Genomic DNA, 25,942 nt, shown 5'->3' on the forward strand with positions numbered 1-25,942 from the left:
ATGCCGCCAGCGTTCAATCTGAGCCAGGATCAAACTCTATAGTTCGATCTTGAATTTAAAGTCTTGCGACTCACTCATAAAAACGGAATTGAAGTGAACTTCACTTCTATTTCCATGAGCGCTTGATTTAGTTCTAAAGAACTTGGCTGCTTGCCATCAAACGCCCACGCTTATCGGCTGTATCTTGTTAAGGATCCGAGAACAAAAACCAATCTAAACCGGCTTCCATTTCTTTGCTTGCTGTGATCAGCGAAGCCTTGCATTGTAGCACTGTTTTATCAACCAGAGGAAGAATTCTCAATCTCTTGGTGACCAGCAAATCATGCGATTCGCTCAGTGCAGCCTTGCATTGTACACAAGACAAAAGCCCTGTAAACAACTCAAAGTCTAGATCAACCTGCTTTCGCAAGCCCTTCAATAAAAAAGACGATCTTGCGATCGTCTTTTTTTAGATCTGGCGGAAACGGAGGGATTCGAACCCTCGATGAGGCTCTACACCCCATACTCCCTTAGCAGGGGAGCACCTTCGGCCACTCGGTCACGTTTCCAGAATGACGCTATTGTAAACAGCTTTTCTGGCTACTTTTGGAAACTTGCGAAAATTATTCGCTCTTGTCCAAACCGAAGGCAGTGTGCAGTGCGCGCACGGCCAGTTCCAGGTACTTCTCATCAATGACAACAGAGGTCTTGATCTCGGAAGTGGAGATCATCTGGATGTTCACGCTTTCCTTGCTCAGCGTGCGGAACATGGTGGATGCCACGCCCACATGGCTGCGCATGCCGATGCCAACAATGCTGACCTTGGCGATATTGGGATTGCCCACCACTTCGCTTGCACCCAGAGCAGGAACCACCTTTTCACGCAGCAGATCCATGGCACGCTGGTAGTCGCCTTGGCTGACAGTGAAGGAGAAGTCGGTCTTGCCGTCCTTGGAGATGTTCTGAATGATCACATCGACTTCGATGTTGGCATCAGCGACGGGACCCAGGATGGCAGCCGCCACACCAGGGGTATCCGGCACACCCAGCACGGAGATCTTGGCTTCACCACGGTTGAAAGCGATGCCGGATACGACTGCCTTTTCCATTTTTTCGTCTTCCTCAAAAGTAATCAGCGTGCCGGACTTGGCTTCTTCTTCCAGATCGATATCCCAGGGCGTGAAGCTGGAGAGCACGCGCATGGGCACCTTGTATTTGCCAGCGAATTCGACGGAGCGGATCTGCAGCACCTTGGAGCCCAGGCTGGCCATTTCCAGCATTTCCTCAAAGCTCACCGTGCCCAGACGCTTGGCAGCGGGCACCACACGAGGGTCGGTGGTGTAGACGCCATCCACATCGGTATAGATCAGGCACTCGGCCGCCTTCAGAGCCGCAGCCACAGCCACAGCGGAAGTGTCGGAACCGCCACGACCCAGCGTGGTGATATTGCCTTCGGGATCAATACCCTGGAAGCCTGTGACGATGACGACACGACCAGCATCCAGATCAGCGCGCACACGCTTGTCATCGATGGACTCGATGCGCGCCTTGGTAAAGCTGCTGTCCGTGCGCACAGGCACTTGCCAGCCGGCATAGCTCACCGACTCCACGCCTTCGGCCTGCAGAGCAATCGCCAGCAGAGCCGACGAAGCTTGCTCGCCAGTGGCGGCCAGCATATCGAGTTCGCGGTAGTACGAATTCTTGGCAGGGCTGGGAGCCAGTTCGCTGGCCAGACCCAGCAAACGGTTGGTTTCGCCACTCATGGCGCTGGGCACGACCACCAACTGGTGACCTGCCCGAGCCCATTTGGCCACGCGCTTGGCAACGTTGCGAATGCGCTCTGTCGAGCCCATCGATGTGCCGCCGTATTTATGAACGATCAGTGCCATTGGATACTAAAGGGTGACGAAACTGCTTGCCACGGCGCAGGTCACAAGGGTTTTGGCGCGCCGCCGGTTTTCGTACAAAGTAAAAACCAAAACCTAGAAATTGTACCAATCGAGCACAAGCCCCTGGCGTTCGACATAGCCACGCCCCACCTTGATATGGATACGGTGCCCTCGCGTAGTGCAAACGCCCAACTGCGCCATGAGCTCGGAAAGCTGCGCCGCCGTAGGCGTTGTGGCATGTACGCTGCGCAACCAATGGCGCAGAACATTGGCCTGACGCGCCTGACTGAGCGACTGCAAATCCTTGATGCGTGGCGGCACCCCAACCGCCACCAGGTCGGCCACCGCCACCTCTTCCAGCAGCTGAGCCGCCTGTGCGCAATGGGCGCTGCTGCGTGCAAACGTGGCACGAAACTGGGGAAAAGCCTGCTCCAGCACCGGCAGCAACTGGGCTCGGATGCGGTTACGTGTGTAGCCGGTATCGGTATTGCTCGGGTCTTCAATCCAATCCTGGGCACGCAGCGTGAGCCAGTCACGCAAAGCCTGGCCTCGCACCGCCAGCAATGGCCTGAACCATTCCAGACCCGCCCGCTGCCAGCGCGAGGGCATGGCCGCCAGCCCTGCCACACCCGCCCCCCGAGAAAGCGCCAACAGCAAGGTCTCCACCTGATCATCAGCATGCTGGGCCAAAGCCATGGATTGCACGGGTGAAAGCGGCCGCCCCTGCGCATCAATCCAAACTTGCTGAGCCGCATGGATCAAAGCCTCGTAACGCCCTTGGCGCGCCGCATCTTCCGGACTTTGGCCGGGGGCATGGCGCGCATCGATGGCACAGACTTTGAGCGGGATGGCATGCGCAGCACATAGTTTTTCGCACTGAACCTGAAAACCATCCGCAGCGGCTTGCAAACCGTGGTGCACATGAATCGCCCTCACCTGCCCAGGCCAGCGCTGGGCACAGCTCAGCAACAAGGCCGTGGAATCGGCGCCACCGCTAAAGCCCACTGCTACAGGCAAGGGCGGATGGAAGTCACGCATTGCCACATCCACCAGATGCGCACCCGCCTGCATCTGCGCTTGGGCTGAGGTACGGGGCAATAAAGAAGGCGTCGGCAATGAAGTCACGGTTCTTGCAGCCACGGCACCAGACGCACACGCAGCTTTTTCAAAATATTCGAGAAGGCAAATCTAACCTAGGCACGATGAAGCAATGCACTTCAAGCTTGATAGCGGCTCACGCTTTCATTTGAATCAGAACACATCTAAATCAACCTAAATCTCAGGTACAGGTTGCACAACAAGCTATTAATAAAATAGCAAACCAGCACCACAAAAACAAATGGCTCCCGGATAGGAGCCATTGTTTTTAAAGAGCAGATGCTGATCAGCGGTTTTCGGCCTTGGTATCGGCAAATCGGCCATAACTGGAGATGCGCTCATAGCGACGATCCTGCAGCTCCTTGGGCTTCAGGTCGGCGAGCTGACGGTAGGCGTCACCCAGGGCACGCTTGAGGAAGGCACCCATTTGCTTGGGATCGCGGTGCGCGCCACCCACAGGCTCGCTCACGATCTTGTCCACCAGGCCCAGAGCCTTCAGGCGGTGAGCGGTAATGCCCATGGCATCGGCCGCCTCTTGCGCCTTCTCGCCGGTCTTCCACAAGATGGAAGCACAGCCTTCGGGGCTGATCACGGAATACACGGAGTACTGCAGCATCAGCACCTGATCGGCCACGGCAATGGCCAGCGCACCGCCCGAGCCACCTTCACCGATGATGGTGGTGATGATGGGGGTTTGCAACTGGGCCATTTCGTAGATGTTGCGGCCGATGGCTTCGGACTGACCTCGCTCCTCGGCGTCAATGCCAGGGAAGGCGCCGGGCGTATCCACAAAGGTGAACACGGGCAGCTTGAACTTCTCGGCCGTCTTCATCAAACGTAAGGCCTTGCGATAGCCTTCGGGCCGTGTCATGCCGAAGTTGCGCAGCGTGCGCTCCTTGGTATCACGGCCTTTTTGATGACCCAGGATCATGCAGGGCATGCCGTTAAAGCGCGCCAGACCGCCCACGATGGACTGGTCATCCGAGAAATGGCGATCGCCGTGCATTTCGACAAAGTCGGTAAAGCACTCGCGCACATAGTCCAGCGTGTAGGGACGCTCGATATGACGGGCAATCTTGGTGATCTGCCAAGGGCTCAGATCGCTGTAAATATCCTTGGTCAGCTGCAGGCTTTTCTTACTGAGCTGCTCGATCTCTTCCGAGATATCAACTGCGCTTTCGGTCTGCACATAACGCAGTTCTTCAATTTTGGTTTCGAGTTCGGCAATGGGTTGCTCAAAATCCAGAAAGTTCTTTTTCGCCAACGTATTTCTCCTTGTCCCAGCCTGTTGCAATGCACGCTTTGTGCAGGCAAACCGGCCAGAGAACGGGTGTCATCAAGCCACAGGCTGCGCCTCAAGCGAGCGCCAAATATACCAAGTTGCCACCGTGCACCACGGCTTCCAAGCCTCGGCTACTTCGCGGGCATCGCTGCGACTGACAGGATCACCCGAAAAATAATTCTGAGAGATGCCTTTGATCAAACCGGCATCATCAAGCGGCAGCACATTGGGCCGCCGCAGGTAATAGATGAGGAAATTCTCGGCCGTCCAGCGGCTGACGCCACGGATCGCCATGAGCTCGGCCACGATGAGCTCGTCACCCATCTCATTCCACTCATCCTGGTGCAGACGGTTTTCGGTGAAGTGCAGCGCCAGATCTACCAGATAGTCCACCTTGCGCGCCGAAAGACCGGCTGCACGCATATCGTCCACCTTGAGCTTGAGCACCAGCTCAGGCGTCATCTGCGCAGGCAATTTGCCAAATTTATTCCACAGTGTCTTAGCGGATTTGGCCGCAATCTGCTGTCCGACCACCGAACGCGCCAGCGTGGCAAACGCCTCATCGCGACTTTGCTCGCGCGGCAGCAGCGCCTGGTTGCTGATTTGCGGAATCAGGCGCTTGAGCACCCGGTCGCGCCGCATCAGCTGACGGCAGGCATCGGCCCAGTAAGCCGGCACGCCTTCGGGCAAGGTCAGATGAATCTTGGATGCCGCAGCCGCCTTGGCCGCCACATTCGCAGCAGCCGCCGAAGCCGCCGGCACGGGCGCAGTCTTGCCCGCTGCGGTGCCCAAAGGCATGACAGGCAACGGAGCCGCGGGCCCCATGGGCACGGGCAGATCAGCCACCAGAGGCAGCTGTTCGAACTCCATGGTGTCCAGATGCTTGGCAGCGCTCATACCGCCTCTTGTGCTCTGGGCACATTGGTTTTGAAACACGACATGGGCAAGCGATCAGCCTTTGGGGGCTGCCTCCCAGGTCGTGCCCGCTGCCGAGTCCTTGAGCACAATGCCCTGCTCCAGCAAAGCCTTGCGAATGCGATCGGCCTCGGCCCAGTTCTTGGCCGCCTTGGCCTCGGCACGGGCAGCAATCTGCGCCTCGATGGCTGCAGCATCAACACCGGCAGCACCGGCTTGCAGAAAGCTCTGCGGCACGTCCTGAAGCAGACCCAGCACGCCACCCAGCGCCTTCAGCAGTCCCGCCACTTGCGGAGACTGGCTGCGATTGACCTCGGCAGCCAGCTCGAACAGCACGGCCACCGCTTCGGGCGTACCGAAATCCTCATCCATCGCAGCCTTGAAGCGCGCGGCATGGGGCTCGGCCCAATCAATCTGCACCTCGGCAGGCGCTACCAGGCTCAGCGCGGTGTACAGGCGCTTGAGCGCTCCACGCGCATCGTCGAGGTGCACATTGGAGTAGTTCAGCGGGCTGCGGTAATGGCTGCGCACCACGAAGAAGCGCACGGTTTCTGCGTCGTATTCCTTAAGCACATCGCGGATGGTGAAGAAGTTGCCCAAGGACTTGGACATCTTCTCGTTGTCCACATTGATGAAGCCGTTGTGCATCCAGGTCTGGGCAAACGGCTTGCCGGTCGCGCCCTCGCTCTGGGCGATCTCGTTTTCGTGATGGGGAAACTGCAGATCCGCGCCACCGCCATGGATGTCGAAGCTTTCGCCCAGCAAGGCGCAGCCCATGGCCGAGCATTCGATATGCCAGCCCGGGCGGCCTTCGCCAAAGGGACTGGCCCATTTCACATCGGCGGGCTCATCCACCTTGGAGGACTTCCACAGCACAAAATCCAGGGGATCGTGCTTGCCATCGGCCACGGCCACGCGCTCACCGGCGTTCAACTCGTCCAGCGACTTACCCGAGAGCTTGCCGTAGCCCTTGAACTTGCGCACCGCATAGTTCACATCGCCGTTGCCCGCCTGATAGGCAAGACCCTTGCTCTGCAGCGTGCCGATCATGCTCAGCATCTGCGGCACGTATTCCGTGGCGCGAGGCTCGAAATCGGGACGCGCGATACCCAGGGCATCGGCGTCCTGGTGCAGGGCGTCGATCATGCGATCGGTCAGATTACGGATGGTTTCACCGTTTTCCACCGCGCGCTTGATGATCTTGTCGTCGATGTCGGTGATGTTGCGCACATAGGTGACCTTCAGGCCACTGGCACGCAGCCAGCGCTGCACCACGTCGAACGCGACCATGGAACGTGCATGGCCCAGGTGACACAGGTCGTACACGGTCATGCCGCAGACGTACATGCGCACATGGCCAGGTTCCAGCGGCGAAAACGCTTCCAATGCACGCGACAGCGTGTTGTAGATACGCAAACTCATGAATTTCTATATGGGGGAGTATGGGCGGCAGCGCCAGCAACTCGTTGTTCTTGTAGGCCCGCCATTCCCTGATGCTGAAAGATGCAGGTTCCGGACGCTTTTTCAACACCCCGGACAGGCTCCCTCGCCCTGTACACCCCTCAGCTACAATTCCCCGCAGTATAAGCCCGCACTGCAAGGGTGTCCTTGCTGTGTACTGAAAGCACCTACATGCCCGTAAGCAACTTGTTTCGCTCGGCAGCTCGCCTGCTGGCCCTGTCGGCCGCACTGGCCGCTGGCAGCGCCTACGCAGACGATTACTCCGATATTGCCCAGTTGCTCAAGAGCGGAAAAACACAGCAGGCATTGCAAAAAGCCGATGCCTATCTGGCCAAGAATACCCGCGATCCGCAAATGCGCTTTCTGCGCGCCATTGCGCTGACCGATGACGGCAAGACCGAAGAGGCGGTCACCGCCCTGCGCCAGCTGACCGAGGAATACCCCGAACTGCCCGAGCCTTACAACAACCTGGCCGTGATCTACGCCCGCCAGGGCGATCTGGACAAGGCCCGCAGCGCGCTGGAAGGCGCCGTGCGCAACAACCCGGACTATGCAATAGCCCATGAGAATCTGGGCGATATCTATGCACGCCTGGCCTATCAGTCCTACGCCCAGGCCCAGGCCAAGGGCGGCCGCGTCAAAGACCTGCGCCCCAAGATGACGCTGCTGCAGCAATTGCTGCAACCTGCAACATCTGTGGCACCCGCAGTTGAAAAAGCGCCTGCTGCCAGCAAATAGGGCTGGCGACAAAAATATCGTCAACAAGGCAAGCCCGGCCGCAAGCTCTGATGCGCCCAGTCGCCTGCCTTGACTCTCCCACTCCAGCGCCACCCCGGTGGTGCTGCAGCTTCTCTGGATGACTTGATGTTGAACACCACTCAAAAAACACGCAGAAATGCCACGCTATCGCTTGCAGCGATTGCGCTTACCGCTAGTATTTTTGCAGTCCCCGCTCTGGCCCAGACCCAACCCAAGGTGCAGCTCAAGACCACTATGGGCGACATCGTGGTGGAGCTCAACGAAGCCAAGGCGCCCAAGACGGTGGCGAATTTTCTGCAGTACGTGCGCGACAAGCACTATGAAGGCACGGTGTTTCACCGCGTGATGGATGGCTTCATGATTCAAGGCGGCGGCATGGACGCCAATATGAAAGAAAAGCCGACCCGCGCCCCCGTGCCGCTGGAGGCCGGCAACGGCCTGAAGAACGATAAATACACCATTGCCATGGCGCGTACCGGCGACCCCAACTCCGCCACCTCGCAGTTCTTCATCAATGTGGTGAACAACGACATGCTCAACGCGCCCAAGCCCGACGGCTATGGCTACACCGTGTTCGGCAAGGTAATCAAGGGCACGGAGGTCGTAGACAAAATCCGTGCCGTGCCTACGGGCAACCGCGGCATGCACCAAAATGTGCCTACTTCGCCGGTGACAATTATCTCGGTCACCGAAATCAAATAATCGCTTTGTGCCGCGCGCCGCAAGGCCTGCGCGGCAGCCATCTCCTCATTTCCATAGAAAGCACTGCCATGAGCAATCCTCAAGTCGAACTGCACATCACCATCAACGTGGCTGAAACCGCCACTCCCGGTGTCATCACCATCGAGCTGGACGCCGTGAACGCCCCCAAGTCCACCGAAAACTTCCTGAACTACGTGAACAGCGGCTTCTACAACGGCACCGTGTTCCACCGCGTGATCAAGAACTTCATGATCCAGGGCGGCGGCATGACTCCCGACATGAAGCAAAAGGAAACCCAGGCTCCTATCGAGAACGAAGCCAAGAACGGCCTCAAGAACGACAAGTACACCTTGGCCATGGCCCGCACCAGCGACCCACACAGCGCTACAGGCCAGTTCTTCATCAACACGGTGGACAACGGTTTCCTGAACCACACCTCGCCCACACCCCAAGGCTGGGGCTATGCCGTGTTCGGCAAGGTGGTCAAGGGTGAAGAAGTTGTCGACGCCATCAAGAAGGTGCGCACCACTCGCAAGGGCTTCCACGACGACGTGCCTTTCGACGCCGTGGTGATCGACAAGGCTGTGGCCCTGTAATCACCCTCTGAGGCGCGGCTGCGCGCCTTACCCCCTCCCGCTCGCGGAAGGGGACGACGGCCTCGCTGCGGGGCGGCTCTTGCTTGCCGCCTCCCGCTCGGGGCCGTTACCGTTTCAAGGCTGCGTACTTTCACCCCATGACTGACTCTTCAGATCCCCGCAAGACCGCCCCCCAAGTGGCGCAGCTACAAGGTGCGCCGAACTGGCGCACGGTCGATTTCATTTCAGACCTGCACCTGCAGCCTTCGGAGCCGCAGACCGTGCAGGCCTGGCGCGACTATCTGACCCGCACCACGGCCGATGCCGTTTTCATTCTGGGCGACCTGTTCGAAGTCTGGGTGGGCGACGATGCCCTGCATGAAAGCGGCAGTTTCGAAGCCGAATGCGCGGCCGTGCTGCGCGCGGCAGCTCAAAAACGCCCGCTGTTCTTCATGGTCGGCAACCGCGACTTTCTGGTGGGCGAGGAATTTCTGCGCCAAAGTGGCATGACGGGCCTTGCCGACCCTACCGTGCTGCAGTGGGCCGGTCCGGCCATCCTGCTCAGCCATGGCGACGCGCTATGTCTTGATGATGTGGAGTACCAGCAATTCCGCGCCCTCTCGCGCTCTGCCGCCTGGCGGCAACAGGTGCTGGCCCAGCCGCTGGCCGCGCGCCGCGCCTTGGGCAAATCGGCCCGCAGCGAAAGCGAGATGCGCAAACAGTCTGGCGCGCCCTATGCCGATGCCGATGCGGCCATGACCGCCACCTGGATGCAGGCCGCCGATGCGCCCTGGTTCATACACGGCCATACACATCAGCCTGCAGACCATGCTCTGGGCAAAGAGCACTGGCGCATTGTGCTCAGCGACTGGCATATCGATGAACACACGCGGCGCGCCGAAGTGCTGCGCGTGACGCCAGAAGGCTGGCACCGCCTGGCGCCCGATCAGGCTTGAGCCCGACCAGCTCGCCTGCACTATTTATTTGATAGCTTGCAGCGCCTGCCATTCATAGATTTATGAATGAATTCAAGCCAAACTCTATGAATAGAGTGCGCAAGCCGCTATCAAATCCATGAATCAATCACGCCATGAAAAACGCCCACTGCCTTTTAGCCCGGGCGTTTTTGCTTGCAGGGCAAGCGCTTAGCCGCTGATGGCCGAGGCGGAGCCCGCCTGCTTGCGCAGCTCGAACTTCTGAATCTTGCCGGTACTGGTCTTGGGCAGCTCGCCAAACACCACGGCGCGCGGCACCTTGTAGCCCGCCAGGTGCTTTTTGCAATGGGCCACAATCTCCTCGGCCGTGGTCTCGGCACCGGCCTTCAACTCCAGAAAAGCGCAAGGCGTTTCGCCCCACTTAGCGTCCGGCATGGCAACCACGGCCGCCGCCAGCACGGCGGGGTGGCGGTAGAGCACATCCTCCACCTCGATGGAGGAGATGTTTTCTCCGCCCGAAATGATGATGTCCTTGCTGCGATCCTTGATCTGTATATAGCCGTCCGGGTGCTGCACGGCCAGATCGCCGCTGTGAAACCAGCCACCGCGAAAAGCCTCTTCCGTGGCCTGCGGGTTCTTGAGGTAGCCCTTCATGGCGATATTGCCCCGGAACATGATCTCGCCCATGGTCTGGCCGTCATGCGGCACGGGCTCCATGGTTTCCGGATCGAGCACCGCGGCCGAATGCTGCAGGTGGTAGCGCACGCCCTGGCGGGAGTTGAGGCGCGCGCGCTCGCCAATCTCCAGCGCATCCCAGCTGTCGTGCTTGGCGCAGACCGTGGCCGGGCCATAGGTTTCCGTCAGGCCATAGACATGGGTGATGTCAAAACCCATGGCTTCCATGCCTTCAATCATGGAAGCCGGAGGCGCAGCGCCCGCCACCATGGCCTTCACTCCGGCGGGAATGCCTTCCTTCAAAGCCGCTGGAGCATTGACCAGCAAGCTGTGCACAATCGGCGCGCCGCAGTAATGCGTGACGCCATGCTGGCGAATGGCTTCGAAAACCGCTTGTGCTTCCACCCGGCGCAGGCAGACATTGACCGCGGCACGGGCCGCCACCGTCCAGGGAAAGCACCAGCCGTTGCAGTGAAACATGGGCAGCGTCCACAAATAGACCGCGTGCTTGGGCATGTCCCACTCCAGCACATTGCTCACCGCGTTGTTGAAAGCCCCGCGGTGGTGATAGACCACGCCCTTGGGGTTGCCCGTGGTGCCCGAGGTGTAGTTCAGCGCAATCGCATCCCACTCATCCGCCGGCAGCTGCCAGTCAAACTGGGCATCGCCTTGGGCCACAAAACTTTCATAGTCAACAGAACCCACCTGCTCGGCAGCCGGGCCATACAGCGCGTCTTCCACCTGTATCACCAGCAAAGGCTGCTTGCTCTGGCGCAGCTTGAGCGCCTTGGCGATCACGCCGGCAAACTCCGGGTCCACGATCAAGGCCTTGGCTTCGCCGTGATCGAGCATGAACGCCAGGGTTTCGGCATCCAGCCGGGTATTGAGGGTGTTGAGCACGGCGCCCGACATGGGAATGCCGAAGTGTGCCTCCACCATGGGCGGCGTGTTGGGCAGGATCACGGCCACCGTGTCGTTCTTGCCTATGCCGGCTTTTTGCAGACTGCTGGCCAGTTGGCGGCAGCGCGCATAGGTCTGCCCCCAGGTTTGACGCAGCTCGCCATGGATGATGGCCAGGCGCTGCGGATAGACCTCGGCGGTGCGGGCAATAAAGCCCAAAGGGCTTTGTACGGCGTAGTTGGCGCGGTTGCGCTCCAGATGTTGATCGTATGGGCTGGTCATATTTGTCTCCTGCCCGTCTTGTAGCGCACTTTGCCGCCCGGCAAACTTACAACCTAGCAGCCCACTCGCCTGTTGCGGCCTGATCCTGGCGCCGTGCGAACCAGTTCAGCCACAGACATGCAGACAGCAGTTAGGCCACCCTGAAACCGGGGGCCATCTGCAGATCAATCCAAACTGCCGCACTAGGTCATTCATCCGCATCAATGTATTCAGCAAGTTCTGAAATTCAATAAAACTTTTAACAATCAAATACTTAAACAAAATAATTTGAAACCACCCATACCCAAAGATCGCAGTCTCCATGCAAGTCATCTATAAGACATCATTTATCTGACTGAGCAGTCTGCAAGCCTGTCAATTCACTCTTAGAATGCCGACATGTTTTGAGCGCGTGGCTGCCGAAGCGCACTGACAGGGCTTGTTGAAAGCCGGAGACACGTCAGACGGCTCGCGAGGCTTGATGCCCGTTCAAGACTGTGGAGGAGGAGACTTTTTTAGAGGAGAGTCCGGCAAAGTTCCGGGCATCTGGAGACCAAGCCTGTGCCTGTTTTGGGCACAGGCTTCTTTTTTGGGTACTCCATCAGTCCTCAGACCCTGACAGCCCGAAGTTTTGCCCAAGCAAGGCAAAATACACAGGTGGCCATTCCTCAATCGTTCATCCAAGAGTTGCTTTCGCGCGTCGACGTGGTCGACATCGTGGGCCGCTACGTGCAGCTCAAAAAAGGCGGCGCCAATTTCATGGGCCTGTGCCCATTTCATGGCGAAAAATCGCCGTCCTTCACCGTCAGCCCCAGCAAACAGTTTTTTCACTGCTTTGGCTGCGGCAAAAATGGCAATGCCATCGGCTTTCTGATGGAGCATGCCGGCATGGGCTTTGTGGAAGCCGTACAGGATCTGGCCAACCAGGTCGGCCTGCAGGTGCCGCAGGACGACATCAGCCCCGCCGAGCGCGAACGCCAGGCCCAGCAAAAACAAAAGCAGGCCACGCTCACCGACGTACTGGAAAAAGCCGGCGACTCCTATCGCAAGCAGCTCAAAACTGCGCAGCATGCGATCGACTATCTCAAAAAGCGCGGCGTGTCCGGCGAGGTCTGCAAGCGCTTCGGCCTGGGCTATGCCCCAGCCGGCTGGCATGGCCTGGCCAGTGTCTTCCCCGAGTACGACAACCCGCAGCTGGAAGAATCCGGCCTGGTCATCGTCAGCGAAGAAGACAAGCGCCGCTACGACCGCTTTCGCGACCGGCTGATGTTTCCGATCCGCAATGTCAAAGGCGAATGCATAGGCTTTGGCGGGCGCGTGTTTGGCGATGAAAAGCCCAAATACCTGAACTCCCCCGAAACCCCGGTCTTTCACAAGGGTCGCGAGCTGTATGGGCTGTTTGAAGCCCGTCAGGCCTTGCGCGACATGGGTTACGCCCTCGTCACCGAAGGCTATATGGACGTGGTGGCTCTGGCCCAGCTGGGCTTTGCCAACGCCGTGGCCACCTTGGGCACGGCCTGCACGCCGGACCATGTGCAAAAGCTGTTTCGCTTTACCGAGGCCGTGGTCTTCAGCTTTGACGGTGACGGCGCCGGACGACGTGCTGCGCGCAAGGCGCTGGATGCAGCCCTGCCTCTGGCCACCGACACCCGCAGCATCAAATTCCTGTTTCTGCCTGCCGAGCATGACCCGGACAGCTTTATCCGCGAGTTCGGCAGCGAAGCCTTTGCCCGCTACGTTGGCGATGCCACGCCGCTGAGCCGCTTTCTGATCGAAGCCGCCAGCGATGGCTGCGACCTGGGCCAGACCGAAGGTCGCGCCCATATGGCCAGCAATGCCCGACCGCTGTGGTCGTTGCTGCCCGACGGGGTGCTCAAGCGCCAGTTGCTCAGCGAAATTGCAGCGCTGGCACAGCTGGACTCCCGCGATCTCTCAGAAATCTGGGCCAAGGAAGCGGCCCGCACCGCGCCAGCGCGCCCGCGCACCGCCGCAACGCCAGCCCATGATGCCCCCCCTCTCGGCGAGCAGCCTCCCGCCTGGGACGCACCTCCGGCATGGGAACATGGCGGCAGCTGGAGCGATATGGGCGGCCTGTCAGCGCCTGCCCCCGATTACCCGCCGTCTGGCTACAGCCAAGGGGGGTTCAGCAACCATTCCGCTCCCCAAGGCGCGGGGCAGAACGCTTACGGGCAAAGCAGCGGATGGCGCGGCAATCGCCAGCAGGGTTTTGGTCGCGACAAAAAGCCCTGGGGACGTAACAAGGGCAGCGAATGGAATCCGCCGCCCTTGGGTCCGCGTGTCACACCGGGCACCCGCACCGATCAGGCCGCGCGCTTGTTGATGGCCCATATGGAGTTCATGGAAGAGCTGACCCATGAAGACTTTGACGCCCTGACCCACAGCACCGAAGCCCACGGCGCCCTGTTTCGCTGGCTGGAAGCCCAGTTCACCGAATCAGGGCCACGCTCCTGGGCGGTTTTACGCGAACAGCTCAAGGGGCTGCCGCAGCAGCCGCTGGCTGAAAAGCTCATGAACAGCGTCCACGCCCAGCCCGAAGGCGAACTGGACGAGCTGCGGGTGGAGTTGCGCGGCGTGCTCAATCGCATTCTGATCGAGCACATCAAACAGCAGATCACGCAGACCATCCAGTCCATGAGCACCGACCCCAGTGCAACCCAGCGTCTACGTGATTTGTATGCCCGCCAACAGACCCTGGATCAGCAAATGAGAAATTTGCCTTCCAGCTCTTGACATTCCCAGGAATGGGTATAATTAGAGGGTTATTGGCAAGCGCGACAGCAGCACCTCCGGCCCGGGCCCCGTGAAGACATCACGTGTTGGCAGCAACTGCATGGCCCATTGTTCCGCAAGGACTGCATACCAAATGTTCGCCCAAACTCTTGCCAAGAAGAGATATTCCCAAGGGTAGACCCATGTCTTCCCACGCGCCAGCTTAGACGGCGTTTGTTTGTTATTCCGTTTCCCTTTGTGTGTTTGTGTGTGTTCGCTACCGTAAGAGGTGTTCATGCCCGTGTCAAAGTCCGTGAAGTCCAAGCAGGCCCCCGAAGCTTCCGCCAAGCCCAAGACCTCTCAAACTTCCGCTTCCGCAGCTGCCGAGCAGGTGGCGACCGCCAAGACGGTTGCGAAGAAGAGCACCGCCAAGGCGGTCGAAGCCAAGAAAGAAACCACAGTGGTTACAAAGTCACAAGCCGAACTCAAAGCCATGGCCGACGCGCTGCTTGCCGAAGCAGCGCCCAAGCGCAGTCGCAAGAAAGCCGCCGACGGCGACGACGCCGCAGCCCCTGCGGCCAAGAAGCCCGCCGCCAAGAAGGCTGCAGCTCCTGCCAAGAAGGCAGCCGCAGTCGAGAGCGCAGCTGCAGATAAAGCACCTGCCAAGCGCGGCCGCAAGCCCAAGGCCAAGGAAGCCGATGACGGCATGGACGATGCAGACCTGTCGGATATCGACAGCGATCTGGAAGGCGACGTCGAAGAGGAAGTGACGACCGAAGCTTCGACCACTCCGACCGAGAAGGTCAAGCCTCTGCGCATGAAGATCAGCAAGGCCAAGGAACGCGCCTTGATGAAGGAATTCGGCCTGGACGAAACCATCCTCACCGAAGAGGAAATGTCTACCCGCCGTTCGCGTCTGAAGACGCTGATCAAGCTGGGCAAGACCCGCGGCTACCTGACCCACAGCGAAATCAACGACCACTTGCCCGACAAGCTGGTCGATGCCGAAACGCTGGAAGTGGTGATCTCCATGTTGAACGACATGGGCGTGGCTGTGTATGAACAGACACCAGATGCCGAAACCCTGCTGCTGAACAACACCGGTCAGTCGGCTACCACCGAAGAAGAAGCGGAAGAAGAAGCCGAAGCGGCTTTGTCTACCGTGGACTCGGAATTCGGCCGCACCACCGATCCCGTGCGCATGTACATGCGCGAAATGGGTACCGTGGAGCTCTTGACGCGCGAAGGCGAAATTGAAATCGCCAAGCGCATCGAAGGCGGTCTGATGGACATGATGGAAGCCATCTCGGCTTCTCCTGCGACCATCGCCGAAATCCTCACCATGGCTGAGGAAATCCGCGAAGGCAAGGTTGTCATCTCCACCGTGGTTGATGGTTTCGTCAATGCCGACGAAAACGATGACTACGTGGCCGAAGAAGACTTCGACGAATACGACGAAGAAGACGACGACGACGGCAAGGGCGGCTCCAAGGCCCTGACCAAGAAGCTGGAAGAGCTCAAGAACGAAGCGCTGCGCCGTTTCGACTCCATGCGCGAGCTCTTCGACAAGATGCACAAGGTGTATGACAAGGACGGCTACGGCGGCCCTGCATACATGAAGGTGCAAAAAGCCATCACCGAAGAGCTGATGACCGTCCGCTTCACCGCCAAGACGATCGAGAAGCTCTGCGATCTGGTGCGCGCCCAGGTCGATGACGTGCGCAAGAAGGAACGCGAGCTGCGCAAGATCATTGTGGACAAGTGCGGCATGTCGCAAGAGTTGTTCATCAAGGACTTCCCGCCCAATCTGCTGAACCTGCAATGGGTGGTCAAGCACGCCAATGCCGGCAAGCCTTATAGCGCCGTGCTGGAACGCAATATTCCGCCCGTGCAAGAGCTGCAGCAGAACCTGATCGACCTGCAATCTCGCGTGGTCGTGCCGCTGGACGAGCTCAAGAGCATCAACAAGCGCATGAACAATGGCGAACGCGCCAGCCGCGACGCCAAGAAAGAGATGATCGAGGCCAACTTGCGCCTGGTGATCTCGATTGCCAAGAAGTACACTAATCGCGGCCTGCAATTCCTGGATTTGATCCAGGAAGGCAACATCGGTCTGATGAAGGCCGTGGACAAGTTCGAATACCGTCGCGGCTACAAGTTCTCGACCTATGCCACCTGGTGGATTCGCCAGGCCATCACGCGTTCCATCGCTGACCAGGCCCGCACGATCCGCATCCCGGTGCACATGATCGAGACCATCAACAAGATGAACCGCATCTCGCGCCAGCACTTGCAAGAGTTTGGTTTCGAGCCCGATGCGTCCATCCTGGCGGCCAAGATGGAAATCCCCGAGGACAAGATCCGCAAGATCATGAAGATCGCCAAGGAGCCGATTTCGATGGAAACCCCCATCGGCGACGATGACGATTCTCATCTGGGCGACTTCATCGAGGACGGCAACAACACCGCGCCTATCGACGCTGCCATGCAAGCCGGCCTGCGCGATGTAGTCAAGGACATCCTCGACGGCCTGACGCCGCGCGAAGCCAAGGTGCTGCGCATGCGTTTCGGCATTGAAATGTCCACCGACCACACGCTGGAAGAAGTGGGCAAGCAGTTCGACGTGACGCGTGAACGCATTCGCCAGATCGAAGCCAAGGCGCTGCGCAAGTTGAAGCACCCCAGCCGCTCCGACAAGCTGCGCAGCTTCATCGATTCGCTGTAAAAACCGCATGGCCGTCGCTTGCTGCGGCCATCGCCCAAAGCCCTGAGCTTGCAAAAGCTCAGGGCTTTTTTACGTCCATCGCATCAAATGCAGCCTGCAACAGCTCATCCATTATTTGAAAGCCGCTTGAGATCTGCCGCATGAATACATTGGCTATGCTAGGACCCGTTTCACCCCCTATCTGCCACACCCCAAGGCCTGAGGACATGCCGTGCAAGATTCCGTGTTGAACACCCAAGACAAGCCACTGACCATCGCCGTCATGGGGGCGGGCGCCGTGGGTTGCTACTTCGGCGCCCTGCTGGCACGTGCGGGCAACCGCGTGACCCTGATTGGCCGAGAAAGCCATATGCAGCCCATTGCCGCACAAGGCCTGCGCCTGCAAACCGCCAGCGAAGACAGTTTCATCTCCATGCACACCAGCACCCATGCCAGCGCTGTGGCCGGTGCCGATGTGGTGCTGCTGTGCGTCAAGTCCACGGATACCGAGGCCAGCGCCGAGCAGATCAAGCCTCATCTGGCCGCAGGGACCGTGGTGCTGTGCCTGCAAAATGGCGTAGACAACGACGAACGCACTCGCAGCGTGCTGGGAGAACGCAACCCCGCTGCCGCCGTGGCGGTTTATGTGGCGACCGGTATGGAAGCGCCCGGCCACGTGCGCCATTTCGGACGCGGCGAGCTGGTCATCGCACCCAACCCCAAAGCCGCCGAAATCGTCAAAACCTTTGGCGCGGCAGGCATTGCCACCACGGTCTCGCCCGATGTACGCGCCGAGTTATGGCAAAAGCTCATCATCAATTGCAGCTACAACGCCCTGTCCGCCCTCACCCAGCAGCCTTATGGCTGGCTGGTTGAGCAAGCGGGCGTGAACAGCGTGATTGCCGACATCGTGGCCGAATGCAAATCGGTTGCTGCGGCCGATGGGCTGGTGCTTGGAGCCAGCGTGGATGCTGCCGTGCAAGCGATTGCACAGACCATGCCCGGCCAGCTCTCATCGACGGCGCGTGACGTGGCGCGCGGCAAGCCCAGCGAGATCGATCACCTCAACGGCTATGTGGTGCGACGTGGTCAGGCCCTGGGCATTGCCACGCCGGCCAACCGCCTGCTGCAGGTTCTGGTCAATATGGTTCAGATCGGCAAAAGCCAATAGAACGGCGCGGCTTGGCGCAGTCTTTCGACTGCTCTCAAGCCAGCCATTCGCACCAGGATTCCTGCGCGCCCGGGAGTTGAGCGCGCTCTGCAGACAAACCCCGGCTTTCGTGGCAAGCCAGCAACACTTCCACAGGCTTTATGAAGTTTGTGACCCCAGCGCGTTGCGGTTGTAGATTTGGAGCTACTAAACTTGTAGCAAAATCATTTAAACGCTATAGTCTCTGAAAGACGTAGCACTGTGCGCAGACAAGTGCGTACGGCTCAACAACACAATTTGCGCAAGGAGAAGCGTCCATGAGCTCCAAGGAAAACGCCGCCATCAACCAGCTGTTCGAGAAACTCGAATGCCGATATGCGTTGCGCGTGCTGTGGGCCCTGCGGGACGGCCATCCCCAGACCTTCCGACTGCTGCAAGACAGCGTTGGCGGCATCACCCCCAACACACTGAACACCCGTATCAAGGAGCTGCGTGAATGCGGCTTGCTGGAACACGGCACCGACGGCTACACAGTCACCCTGGCCGGTCAGGACCTGCTCAAGCGCCTGTCGGACGTACAAGCCTTTGCCAACCGCTGGGTTGCTGCCCGCGCCAAGAAATAATTTCAGGGTTTAATAGGCAAACGACCTGCATGGCAGGGGCTGCCTTGAACCTTTGTCTTCCAGGGCCCCAAGCATGCTTGGCCGGCCCTTTTTTCCATCATTTTTTCTGCATTTGCGCTGAAAGGAAAACCATCATGGCTTTCAATACCACTGCCTCTGGCCTGCAATTCGAAGACACAGTTGTGGGCGAAGGTGCCGAAGCCCGCGCCGGCCAATCCGTGACCGTGCACTACACCGGCTGGCTTTACAACAATGGCGTGCAAGGCGCCAAGTTCGACTCTAGCAAGGACCGCAACGATCCTTTCGTCTTCCCCCTGGGCGCCGGCATGGTGATCAAGGGCTGGGATGAAGGCGTGCAAGGCATGAAGGTCGGCGGCCAGCGCACCCTGCTGATCCCTTCCGAACTGGGTTACGGCGCCCGTGGCGCCGGCGGCGTGATTCCTCCCAATGCCACACTGAAGTTTGATGTGGAACTGCTGGCACTCTGATCGCCTGCGCTGTCATAGCGTTCGACAAAAAAGCGGCTTTAGAGCCGCTTTTTTGTTTAGGGGCGCCACCCGACCATGCCCTCACTCCTGGGAAAAAAGTGCCTGATGCAGCGCCGCATAAGCCTTGTCGCCAGTAGCGTCACGGATACGGGGAGCCAGCTCCACCAACTGCGCATAGCCCATGGCGGCCTCTACGGCCAGATTCAAGCGAAATCCCTTGAGTCCCAGCTTGCTCGTCAGACTGACTGCCAAGGGATAGGCCTGCTGATAGCGGCGCCTGGCCTGCTCTTCATCCGTGACAGGCAGGGCAAACTCCAGCAAGGCCGAAGTTGACGGCTGCGCCACGGCCGCCGGTGCCAGGCCGGGAGCTGCGACATCGGGCAGCTGCAGCCAGCCCTTGTCCACCAGACTCATCACATCTGCCTGCGTCACGCCCATGGCAGCAGTAGCCTCCAGTACTTGGTTCAGACTGCGCTTGCCGTCAAACAACAAAAAAGCCGAACGCAGACGCTGAGCAAAATCCTGGTGCCGCTCCTTGAACGCCTGCTGGCCTTGCGCCGTTTTGACAAAGTACATGATCACTCTTTCTCTTCAACGACCAAGAGTCGCATGAGAGCCCTGCATTGCAAACCGGGTTTACCTTCAACGATTGACACAGCACATCCGCCGAGCGCCTGCAATAGTTCACGATTTACGCTTGGTCAATCAGTTTTCAGCCTCAGAATCAAGTAAAGCCGTTACCCATCAATCGCTAAGCGCTTCACTTTTAAGAGCGGATAACTTGATTTTCTGAAATCCGGCGCTGCTCCAGCCTGCTGACCACCCAGGTCACGACAAAGCCGATGGGCACACCAAAGACGCCGGCCGAAATCGGCTGTATGCCCCACCACAGACCGGGGCTGCGCAAGGCCTCGGGCAGCATGGTCTGCAGAGCAGTCACATGGGACAGCATGTAGTACAAGGTGACCGCCAGCCCCAGCAGCATGCCCGCCACCGCTCCACGACGGGTGGTGCCGCGCCAGAAAATACCCAGCACCATGGCAGGCACAAAAGCCGAGGCAGCCAGGGAAAACGAAGCCGAGACCATGGGCAGAATATCGGACGAGCGCCGCGCCGCCACAAAGGCTGCAGACAGGGCCACCAGCAGCAGCGCAAACTTGGAGAGGATGACGCGCCGCTCCGGCGAAAAGCGCCGCAGGCGCACATGCTCGTTGACGCGGCTGAACTGGCGCTCCTGAAAATACAGATCACGCACCAGTGCGTTGCTGATGGTCAGCAGCAGGCCGTCGGCAGTGGACAGGGCTGCCGCCAGGCCACCTGCGGCCACCAGACCGGAGACCACATAGGGCATACCGCCCAGCTCGGGCGTGGCCAGCATGATGAGGTCGGCCCCCATGCGAATCTCGCCAAACTGCAAAATACCGTCGCCGTTGATGTCTTCCACCGACAAAAGCGAGCCATCGACGCGCGACCACTGCGCAATCCAGTTGGGCAAGGCATCGAAGTGCGTGCCCACCAGATTGTTCATGACTTCAAACTTGACCATCACAGCCAAGGCCGGTGCGCTCAGATACAGGATTCCGATAAAAAACAGCGTCCAGGCCACCGATGCCCGCGCCGCCGAGACTGTGGGTACGGTGTAGTAACGCGTGAGCAAATGCGGCAGGCCGGCCGTGCCCACCATCAGGCAGAACATCAGGGCCAGAAAATTGCGGCGACTGTCCTCATACTCGGCCTGCTGCTCGGGCGTGCCATGTGGATCGCCGGTGAACGGCAGGCTGTGCAGGGGAATGCCGCCCAACGGCCTGGCGCGCTCATAGGTCTCGTTCAGCTCCCGTGTCCAGCGTTCGCGGGCCGCCGCCTCATCCTTGGGCATGGCGGCCAACTCGCGGCTGGCCGCCATGATGGCGCCCACATTGCCGCTGCTGGTGCGCAGCTCGCGAATATGCTCGGTCAGGGCCTGGCGCTCGGTGGCCAGCACCGTGGGCACATCACGCAGCTTGGATTCCAGCACCTGCGCCCTCAAGCGGTAGGCATCCACCACCGATTGCTCTGCCGGCGAATGCAGCAGCTGCTGCTCCAGCTGGGCAATCTTGCCCAGCTGCTGGGTATAGGCCGCCGTGGCCAGCGGTGTGCCCAGCTGCTTATAGGCCAGCCAGGAGACCGGAATCAGAAATGCCAGCAGCATGACCACATACTGAGCCACCTGGGTCCAGGTGATGGCGCGCATTCCGCCCAGAAACGAGCACAGCAGCACGCCGCCCAGGCCCAGCATGATGCCTATCTCGAACTGCACTCCGGTCAGACGGGAGGCAATCAGACCCACACCGTAAATCTGGGCCACCACATAAGTGAATGAGCATGTCATGGCGGCCAGCGCTGCAATGACGCGCGGCCAGCGCCCGCCGAAACGCACCTGAAAATAATCGGGCACGGTATAGAGATTCATGGCCCGCAGATAAGGGGCGATCAGCATGGCCACCAGGCAAAAGCCACCCGTCCAGCCCAGCACATAGGCCAGCCCGCCGGCGTGGCCCGCAGTGCCGGCAAACCCCTGCAGATACAAGGCACCCGAGAGGCTGATGAAGGAAGCCGCACTCATCCAGTCGGCCGCTGCGGCCATACCGTTGTAGAACGGGGGTATGCGTCGCCCAGCCACAAAATACTCTTCGGCATTGCTGGTGCGTGAGTACACGCCAATGGCCGCATACGCCATGACAGTGCAAAACAGAAAGATGGGCCCTATCCAGTGGCGCGACAGGCCCTGGTCTTCCGCCCAGAACATGGCCCACAAAAAGCCCAGAACGCCGAGCACATACAAAAACAGAATGCGGTGCAGGCGCCAGTGATAGGCGCGGCTCAGAACAGCCCGCTCAGGCATGGGGCGAGGAAGAGTCGGCTGGCATGGCGGCTTTGTCCCGCGCAGCCTGGCGTTCGAGGTGATCCATGGCCACACAGTAAGCCACGATGATGACCAGAAACATCAGGATCGCCCCTTGGGCCGCCATCCAGTAGGCTGTGGGCTTGCCCGGCATCATGGCCTGCAGGTCACGGGCGAAATAGATGATGCCAAAAGAAAACACCACCCAGATCGTCAGCAGCAAGGCTTTCAATCTCAGGTGGTGTGTATCGTGCAACCGCGGCGGAAGCGGTGCTTCTACCGGGTTGCCGTAGGCATCCAGGGAAGCATCCCTGGCCAAGTCGTCATGCGGACCTTCAGGCGCTCGCTGCGTCGGCATGACGATGGGCCGGCTTACTCAGCCAGTTTCTGCCAGGTGGAGACCACGCTGTCGGGGTTCAGCGAGATGGAGGAAATACCTTCATCGGCCAGCCACTTGGCGAAGTCGGGGTGGTCCGAAGGGCCTTGGCCGCAGATGCCCACATACTTGTTCTGGGCCAGACAGGCCTTGATGGCACGCTCAAGCATCTTCTTGACCGCGGGATCACGCTCGTCAAAGTCAGCAGCCAACAGTTCCAGACCGGAGTCGCGATCCAGGCCCAGGGTCAGCTGGGTCAGGTCGTTGGAGCCAATGGAGAAGCCGTCGAAGTACTCAAGGAACTCGTCAGCCAGGATGGCGTTGGAAGGCACTTCGCACATCATGATGAATTGCAGGCCGTTCTCGCCACGCTTCAAGCCGTTTTCGGCCAGCAGCTCGGTCACGCGCTTGGCCTGACCCAGGGTACGCACGAAAGGAATCATGATCTTGACGTTGGTCAGACCCATCTCCTCACGCACGCGGTGCAGGGCTTCGCACTCCATCTTGAAGGCTTCGCCGAAATCGGCGGAGATGTAACGCGCCGCGCCGCGGAAGCCCAGCATGGGGTTCTCTTCCTCGGGCTCGTAGCGGCTGCCGCCGATGAGCTTGCGGTATTCGTTGGACTTGAAGTCCGACATGCGCACGATCACGGGCTTGGGCCAGAAAGCGGCGGCAATGGTGGCCACGCCTTCGGCAACCTTGTCCACGTAGAAGGCACGGGGTGAGGCATGACCGCGGGCCACGGATTCCACGGCCTTCTTCAGGTCGGGAGCCACGGCGGGGTAGTCCAGGATGGCCTTGGGGTGCACGCCGATGTTGTTGTTGATGATGAATTCCAGACGGGCCAGACCCACGCCTTCGTTGGGCAGTTGGGCAAAATCAAATGCCAGCTGGGGGTTGCCCACGTTCATCATGATCTTGGTCTTGATGGCAGGCATTTCGCCGCGCTTGACCTCGGTCACTTCGGTCTCGATCAGACCGTCGTAAATCTTGCCGGTATCGCCTTCCGCGCAGGACACGGTCACCAGGGTTTCAGCCTTGAGCAGCTCGGTGGCATTGCCACAGCCCACCACGGCAGGAATACCCAGCTCGCGCGCAATGATGGCGGCGTGGCAGGTGCGGCCGCCACGGTTGGTCACGATGGCCGATGCCTTCTTCATGACCGGCTCCCAGTTGGGGTCGGTCATGTCGGTCACCAGCACATCGCCGGCTTGGACCTGGTCCATCTGGGAGATGTCGGACACCAGGCGCACAGGGCCGGTACCGATCTTCTGGCCAATGGCGCGGCCTTCGGCCAACACATTGCCCGTGCCCTTGAGCTTGTAGCGCAGCTCGGCCTGGCCCTTGGACTGGCTCTTCACCGTCTCGGGGCGCGCCTGCAGAATGTAGAGGTGGCCGTCGGTGCCGTCCTTGCCCCATTCGATATCCATGGGGCGGCCGTAATGCTCTTCGATCACCAGGGCGTAGCGGGCCAGTTGCTCCACGTCGGCATCGGTCAGCGAATAGCGGTTGCGCAGCTCGGGAGCCACGTCGGTGGTTTTGACCAGCTTGCCGGTCGCCGCTTTTTCTTCGGCGGTGGCAAATTCCATCTGGATCAGCTTGGAGCCCAGATTGCGGCGGATCAGCGCCTTGTTGCCGGCCTTGAGCATGGGCTTGTGCACATAGAACTCGTCGGGGTTCACGGCGCCTTGCACCACGGTCTCGCCCAGGCCATAGCTGGAAGTGATGAACACCACTTCTTCAAAGCCAGATTCGGTGTCGATGGTGAACATCACACCGGCTGCGCCCAGGTCGGAGCGCACCATGCGCTGCACGCCGGCGGAAAGGGCCACCACATCGTGCTCGAAGCCCTTGTGCACGCGGTAAGAGATGGCGCGGTCGTTGTACAGCGACGCGAACACTTCCTTCATCTTGTGCAGCACGTCTTCGATGCCCACCACGTTCAGGAAGGTTTCCTGCTGGCCGGCAAACGAGGCGTCAGGCAGATCTTCTGCGGTAGCGGAAGAGCGCACGGCAAACGAAGCGGCTTCGTTGCCGGCTTGCAGCGTGATGAAGTCGGCGCGAATGGCGGCTTCCAGATCGGCAGGGAAAGGCTGGCTTTCCACCATGGCGCGGATTTCGGCGCCCACAGCGGCCAGGGCACGGACATCGTCCACATCCAGAGCAGCCAGCTTGGCGGAAATCTTGCCTGCCAGGCCTTCAAAGGCCAGGAACTCGCGGAAAGCGTGGGCCGTGGTGGCAAAACCGGTTGGCACGCGCACGCCCTGGGGCAGTTGCGAGATCATTTCGCCGAGCGAGGCGTTCTTGCCGCCGACCGACTCGACGTCGGTCATTCTCAGTTTTTCAAACGGAACGACTAATGCGGTCGCTTCGAACAGTTGAGACATGGGAAAGCTCCAAAGGTTAAAAACCGGCACGCTTGCGAGGCCTGGGCTGAATGGCCAGGCGACGCGAACCCACGCTGCATCAAGGCAGTGCTTTGCTGTTCTGGATGTTGACCGTCAACGAGCATGGGTTGAAATTGGGAATAATGGGCGCCATTGTAGGCCGAGCCAAGCAGCCCCGGGCGGCACAATCCTGTTTCAGAGTTCCGGGCATGGCATTGCTTACCCAGCCCTCACCTAATCACTGCGCGCACCATGCATACCCATACGATTTTTGTCATTTCCGACGGCACCGGCATCACCGCCGAGACCTTTGGCACGGCCATCATGGCCCAGTTCGACACCAAGCCCCGCATCGTGCGCATCCCCTTCGTGGACTCTCCGGACAAGGTCCATCAGGCAATTCGCCAGATCAACCATGTGGCTTCCCTGGAAAGCAACAAGCCCGTGGTCTTCACCACCCTGGTCAACCAGGAGCACCTGGATTTGATCGAAGCCACCTGCAAGGGCAAGGTGTTCGATATGTTCGGCACCTTTGTGCGCCCGCTGGAGATCGAGCTGGGCCAGAAGTCTCTGCACCGCGTGGGCCGCTTTGCCGACATCAGCGAAAGCAAGGAATATCTGGAGCGCATGGAGGCCATCAACTACACGCTGGCCCATGACGACGGCCAGACCCATACCGATCTGACCGGAGCCGATGTAATCCTGGTGGGCGTGAGCCGCTCTGGCAAGACGCCTACCAGCCTGTATCTGGCCATGCAGTTCGGCCTGAAAGTGGCCAACTATCCGCTGATCCCCGAAGACTTCGAGCGCAAGCAGCTGCCGCCCGCGCTGGAGCCGTTTCGCAAGAAGCTGTTCGGCCTGACGATTCAGCCCGAGCGCCTGTCGAGCATTCGCAACGAGCGCCGCCCCGACTCCAAGTACGCCAGCCTGCAAAACTGCCGCTACGAGGTGGCCGAGGCCGAAGCCATGATGCGCCGCAGCGGCATCGAGTGGTTGTCCAGCACCACCAAGTCGATCGAGGAGATCGCCACCACCATCTTGCAGGAAGTGCTGCCTCAGCATCTGGGGCATTGATCAATACTCCCCCTGAGGCGCTTTGCGCCTTCCCCCTCTCTCGCTGCGCGGGAGGGGGGACGCAGCCTTCGCCGCGAGGCGGCTCTTGCTCGGCTGCT

The 25,942-nt window shown here is 59.7% G+C and carries 20 protein-coding genes and 1 tRNA gene; 10 read left to right on the forward strand and 11 right to left on the reverse strand.

The window, feature by feature from the left end:
• Window positions 1–455: 455 nt before the first annotated feature.
• The 6 genes from ACNAZA_RS20260 to cysS all read right to left on the reverse strand — a co-directional run bounded on the left by ACNAZA_RS20260 (window position 456) and on the right by cysS (window position 6,585).
• Window positions 456–548 (reverse strand) — tRNA-Ser (locus ACNAZA_RS20260).
• 54 nt (window positions 549–602) lie between these two features.
• Window positions 603–1,868: an aspartate kinase gene (locus ACNAZA_RS20265; protein ID WP_120966758.1), complete on the reverse strand. Its 1,266-nt coding sequence runs from the start codon at window positions 1,866–1,868 to the stop codon at window positions 603–605.
• A 93-nt stretch (window positions 1,869–1,961) separates the two neighbouring features.
• On the reverse strand, window positions 1,962–2,939 hold the full coding sequence (tilS, locus tag ACNAZA_RS20270) for a tRNA lysidine(34) synthetase TilS (protein ID WP_415798349.1): 978 nt from the start codon (window positions 2,937–2,939) through the stop codon (window positions 1,962–1,964).
• A gap of 313 nt (window positions 2,940–3,252) precedes the next feature.
• Window positions 3,253–4,230 (reverse strand): acetyl-CoA carboxylase carboxyltransferase subunit alpha, encoded by a 978-nt coding sequence (locus ACNAZA_RS20275; protein ID WP_415798312.1) that lies wholly within the window; start codon window positions 4,228–4,230, stop codon window positions 3,253–3,255.
• A gap of 72 nt (window positions 4,231–4,302) precedes the next feature.
• Window positions 4,303–5,145 carry a DNA-3-methyladenine glycosylase family protein gene (locus ACNAZA_RS20280; RefSeq protein ID WP_415798313.1) on the reverse strand — a complete coding sequence of 281 codons (843 nt, stop codon included), beginning with the start codon at window positions 5,143–5,145 and terminating at the stop codon, window positions 4,303–4,305.
• A 54-nt stretch (window positions 5,146–5,199) separates the two neighbouring features.
• The gene (cysS, locus tag ACNAZA_RS20285; protein ID WP_415798315.1) at window positions 5,200–6,585 is read right to left on the reverse strand and encodes a cysteine--tRNA ligase; all 1,386 of its coding nucleotides are present in this window, start codon (window positions 6,583–6,585) and stop codon (window positions 5,200–5,202) included.
• A gap of 210 nt (window positions 6,586–6,795) precedes the next feature.
• On the opposite strand from cysS, the gene ACNAZA_RS20290 reads away from it, so the two are divergent.
• The 4 genes from ACNAZA_RS20290 to ACNAZA_RS20305 all read left to right on the forward strand — a co-directional run bounded on the left by ACNAZA_RS20290 (window position 6,796) and on the right by ACNAZA_RS20305 (window position 9,616).
• Entirely contained in the window at window positions 6,796–7,362 is a 567-nt protein-coding gene (locus ACNAZA_RS20290; protein ID WP_415798316.1) for a tetratricopeptide repeat protein, read from the forward strand.
• Window positions 7,363–7,488: 126 nt separating this feature from the next.
• The gene (locus ACNAZA_RS20295) at window positions 7,489–8,085 is read left to right on the forward strand and encodes a peptidylprolyl isomerase (RefSeq protein WP_415798317.1); all 597 of its coding nucleotides are present in this window, start codon (window positions 7,489–7,491) and stop codon (window positions 8,083–8,085) included.
• Between the two features lie 68 nt (window positions 8,086–8,153).
• Entirely contained in the window at window positions 8,154–8,681 is a 528-nt protein-coding gene (locus ACNAZA_RS20300; RefSeq protein WP_415798318.1) for a peptidylprolyl isomerase, read from the forward strand.
• Window positions 8,682–8,818: 137 nt separating this feature from the next.
• Window positions 8,819–9,616, forward strand: coding sequence for a UDP-2,3-diacylglucosamine diphosphatase (locus tag ACNAZA_RS20305; RefSeq protein ID WP_415798319.1), 798 nt, complete (start codon window positions 8,819–8,821; stop codon window positions 9,614–9,616).
• 189 nt (window positions 9,617–9,805) lie between these two features.
• Here the strand turns inward: ACNAZA_RS20305 and ACNAZA_RS20310 are convergent, their stop codons facing one another.
• Window positions 9,806–11,452: an acyl-CoA synthetase gene (locus ACNAZA_RS20310; RefSeq protein ID WP_415798320.1), complete on the reverse strand. Its 1,647-nt coding sequence runs from the start codon at window positions 11,450–11,452 to the stop codon at window positions 9,806–9,808.
• Between the two features lie 636 nt (window positions 11,453–12,088).
• Here ACNAZA_RS20310 and dnaG point away from each other — a divergent pair.
• From dnaG to ACNAZA_RS20335, 5 genes are all read left to right on the forward strand, one after another.
• Window positions 12,089–14,182 (forward strand): DNA primase, encoded by a 2,094-nt coding sequence (gene dnaG, locus ACNAZA_RS20315; protein WP_415798321.1) that lies wholly within the window; start codon window positions 12,089–12,091, stop codon window positions 14,180–14,182.
• A 274-nt stretch (window positions 14,183–14,456) separates the two neighbouring features.
• Window positions 14,457–16,886 (forward strand): RNA polymerase sigma factor RpoD, encoded by a 2,430-nt coding sequence (rpoD, locus tag ACNAZA_RS20320; RefSeq protein ID WP_415798322.1) that lies wholly within the window; start codon window positions 14,457–14,459, stop codon window positions 16,884–16,886.
• A 211-nt stretch (window positions 16,887–17,097) separates the two neighbouring features.
• The gene (locus tag ACNAZA_RS20325) at window positions 17,098–18,036 is read left to right on the forward strand and encodes a ketopantoate reductase family protein (protein ID WP_415798323.1); all 939 of its coding nucleotides are present in this window, start codon (window positions 17,098–17,100) and stop codon (window positions 18,034–18,036) included.
• A gap of 296 nt (window positions 18,037–18,332) precedes the next feature.
• Window positions 18,333–18,638, forward strand: coding sequence for a winged helix-turn-helix transcriptional regulator (locus tag ACNAZA_RS20330; protein ID WP_120966744.1), 306 nt, complete (start codon window positions 18,333–18,335; stop codon window positions 18,636–18,638).
• 134 nt (window positions 18,639–18,772) lie between these two features.
• Complete coding sequence (locus ACNAZA_RS20335; RefSeq protein ID WP_120966743.1) at window positions 18,773–19,126, forward strand: FKBP-type peptidyl-prolyl cis-trans isomerase; 354 nt, start codon at window positions 18,773–18,775, stop codon at window positions 19,124–19,126.
• A gap of 81 nt (window positions 19,127–19,207) precedes the next feature.
• Here ACNAZA_RS20335 and ACNAZA_RS20340 read toward each other — a convergent pair whose 3' ends face one another.
• The 4 genes from ACNAZA_RS20340 to ppsA form a co-directional block, all read right to left on the reverse strand.
• A complete protein-coding gene (locus ACNAZA_RS20340; RefSeq protein ID WP_415798324.1) occupies window positions 19,208–19,702 on the reverse strand; it encodes a hypothetical protein in 495 nt (164 codons plus the stop codon).
• Window positions 19,703–19,892: 190 nt separating this feature from the next.
• Window positions 19,893–22,007 carry a VC_2705 family sodium/solute symporter gene (locus ACNAZA_RS20345; RefSeq protein WP_415798325.1) on the reverse strand — a complete coding sequence of 705 codons (2,115 nt, stop codon included), beginning with the start codon at window positions 22,005–22,007 and terminating at the stop codon, window positions 19,893–19,895.
• The gene (locus tag ACNAZA_RS20350; protein ID WP_415798326.1) at window positions 22,000–22,365 is read right to left on the reverse strand and encodes a DUF4212 domain-containing protein; all 366 of its coding nucleotides are present in this window, start codon (window positions 22,363–22,365) and stop codon (window positions 22,000–22,002) included. Before ACNAZA_RS20350 ends, ACNAZA_RS20345 begins: the two co-directional genes overlap by 8 nt.
• Window positions 22,366–22,379: 14 nt before the next feature.
• Window positions 22,380–24,770: a phosphoenolpyruvate synthase gene (ppsA, locus tag ACNAZA_RS20355; RefSeq protein WP_415798327.1), complete on the reverse strand. Its 2,391-nt coding sequence runs from the start codon at window positions 24,768–24,770 to the stop codon at window positions 22,380–22,382.
• A gap of 252 nt (window positions 24,771–25,022) precedes the next feature.
• Between ppsA and ppsR the strand changes: the two genes are divergently transcribed.
• On the forward strand, window positions 25,023–25,844 hold the full coding sequence (gene ppsR / locus ACNAZA_RS20360) for a posphoenolpyruvate synthetase regulatory kinase/phosphorylase PpsR (protein ID WP_120966738.1): 822 nt from the start codon (window positions 25,023–25,025) through the stop codon (window positions 25,842–25,844).
• Window positions 25,845–25,942 lie beyond the last annotated feature (98 nt).

It is taken from the genome of Comamonas aquatilis (genome assembly GCF_965139575.1).
GTDB lineage: Bacteria > Pseudomonadota > Gammaproteobacteria > Burkholderiales > Burkholderiaceae_C > Comamonas > Comamonas aquatilis.

Bases quoted from the DNA above. Each gene is read 5' to 3' on its own strand.
- ACNAZA_RS20265 (WP_120966758.1), bottom strand. From the start codon at position 1,868: ATGGCACTGATCGTTCATAAATACGGCGGCACATCGATGGGCTCGACA.
- tilS (WP_415798349.1), bottom strand. From the start codon at position 2,939: ATGCAGGCGGGTGCGCATCTGGTGGATGTGGCAATGCGTGACTTCCAT.
- ACNAZA_RS20280 (WP_415798313.1), bottom strand. From the start codon at position 5,145: ATGAGCGCTGCCAAGCATCTGGACACCATGGAGTTCGAACAGCTGCCT.
- cysS (WP_415798315.1), bottom strand. From the start codon at position 6,585: ATGAGTTTGCGTATCTACAACACGCTGTCGCGTGCATTGGAAGCGTTT.
- ACNAZA_RS20290 (WP_415798316.1), top strand. From the start codon at position 6,796: ATGCCCGTAAGCAACTTGTTTCGCTCGGCAGCTCGCCTGCTGGCCCTG.
- ACNAZA_RS20295 (WP_415798317.1), top strand. From the start codon at position 7,489: ATGTTGAACACCACTCAAAAAACACGCAGAAATGCCACGCTATCGCTT.
- ACNAZA_RS20300 (WP_415798318.1), top strand. From the start codon at position 8,154: ATGAGCAATCCTCAAGTCGAACTGCACATCACCATCAACGTGGCTGAA.
- ACNAZA_RS20305 (WP_415798319.1), top strand. From the start codon at position 8,819: ATGACTGACTCTTCAGATCCCCGCAAGACCGCCCCCCAAGTGGCGCAG.
- ACNAZA_RS20310 (WP_415798320.1), bottom strand. From the start codon at position 11,452: ATGACCAGCCCATACGATCAACATCTGGAGCGCAACCGCGCCAACTAC.
- rpoD (WP_415798322.1), top strand. From the start codon at position 14,457: ATGCCCGTGTCAAAGTCCGTGAAGTCCAAGCAGGCCCCCGAAGCTTCC.
- ACNAZA_RS20330 (WP_120966744.1), top strand. From the start codon at position 18,333: ATGAGCTCCAAGGAAAACGCCGCCATCAACCAGCTGTTCGAGAAACTC.
- ACNAZA_RS20335 (WP_120966743.1), top strand. From the start codon at position 18,773: ATGGCTTTCAATACCACTGCCTCTGGCCTGCAATTCGAAGACACAGTT.
- ACNAZA_RS20340 (WP_415798324.1), bottom strand. From the start codon at position 19,702: ATGTACTTTGTCAAAACGGCGCAAGGCCAGCAGGCGTTCAAGGAGCGG.
- ACNAZA_RS20345 (WP_415798325.1), bottom strand. From the start codon at position 22,007: ATGCCTGAGCGGGCTGTTCTGAGCCGCGCCTATCACTGGCGCCTGCAC.
- ACNAZA_RS20350 (WP_415798326.1), bottom strand. From the start codon at position 22,365: ATGCCGACGCAGCGAGCGCCTGAAGGTCCGCATGACGACTTGGCCAGG.
- ppsA (WP_415798327.1), bottom strand. From the start codon at position 24,770: ATGTCTCAACTGTTCGAAGCGACCGCATTAGTCGTTCCGTTTGAAAAA.
- ppsR (WP_120966738.1), top strand. From the start codon at position 25,023: ATGCATACCCATACGATTTTTGTCATTTCCGACGGCACCGGCATCACC.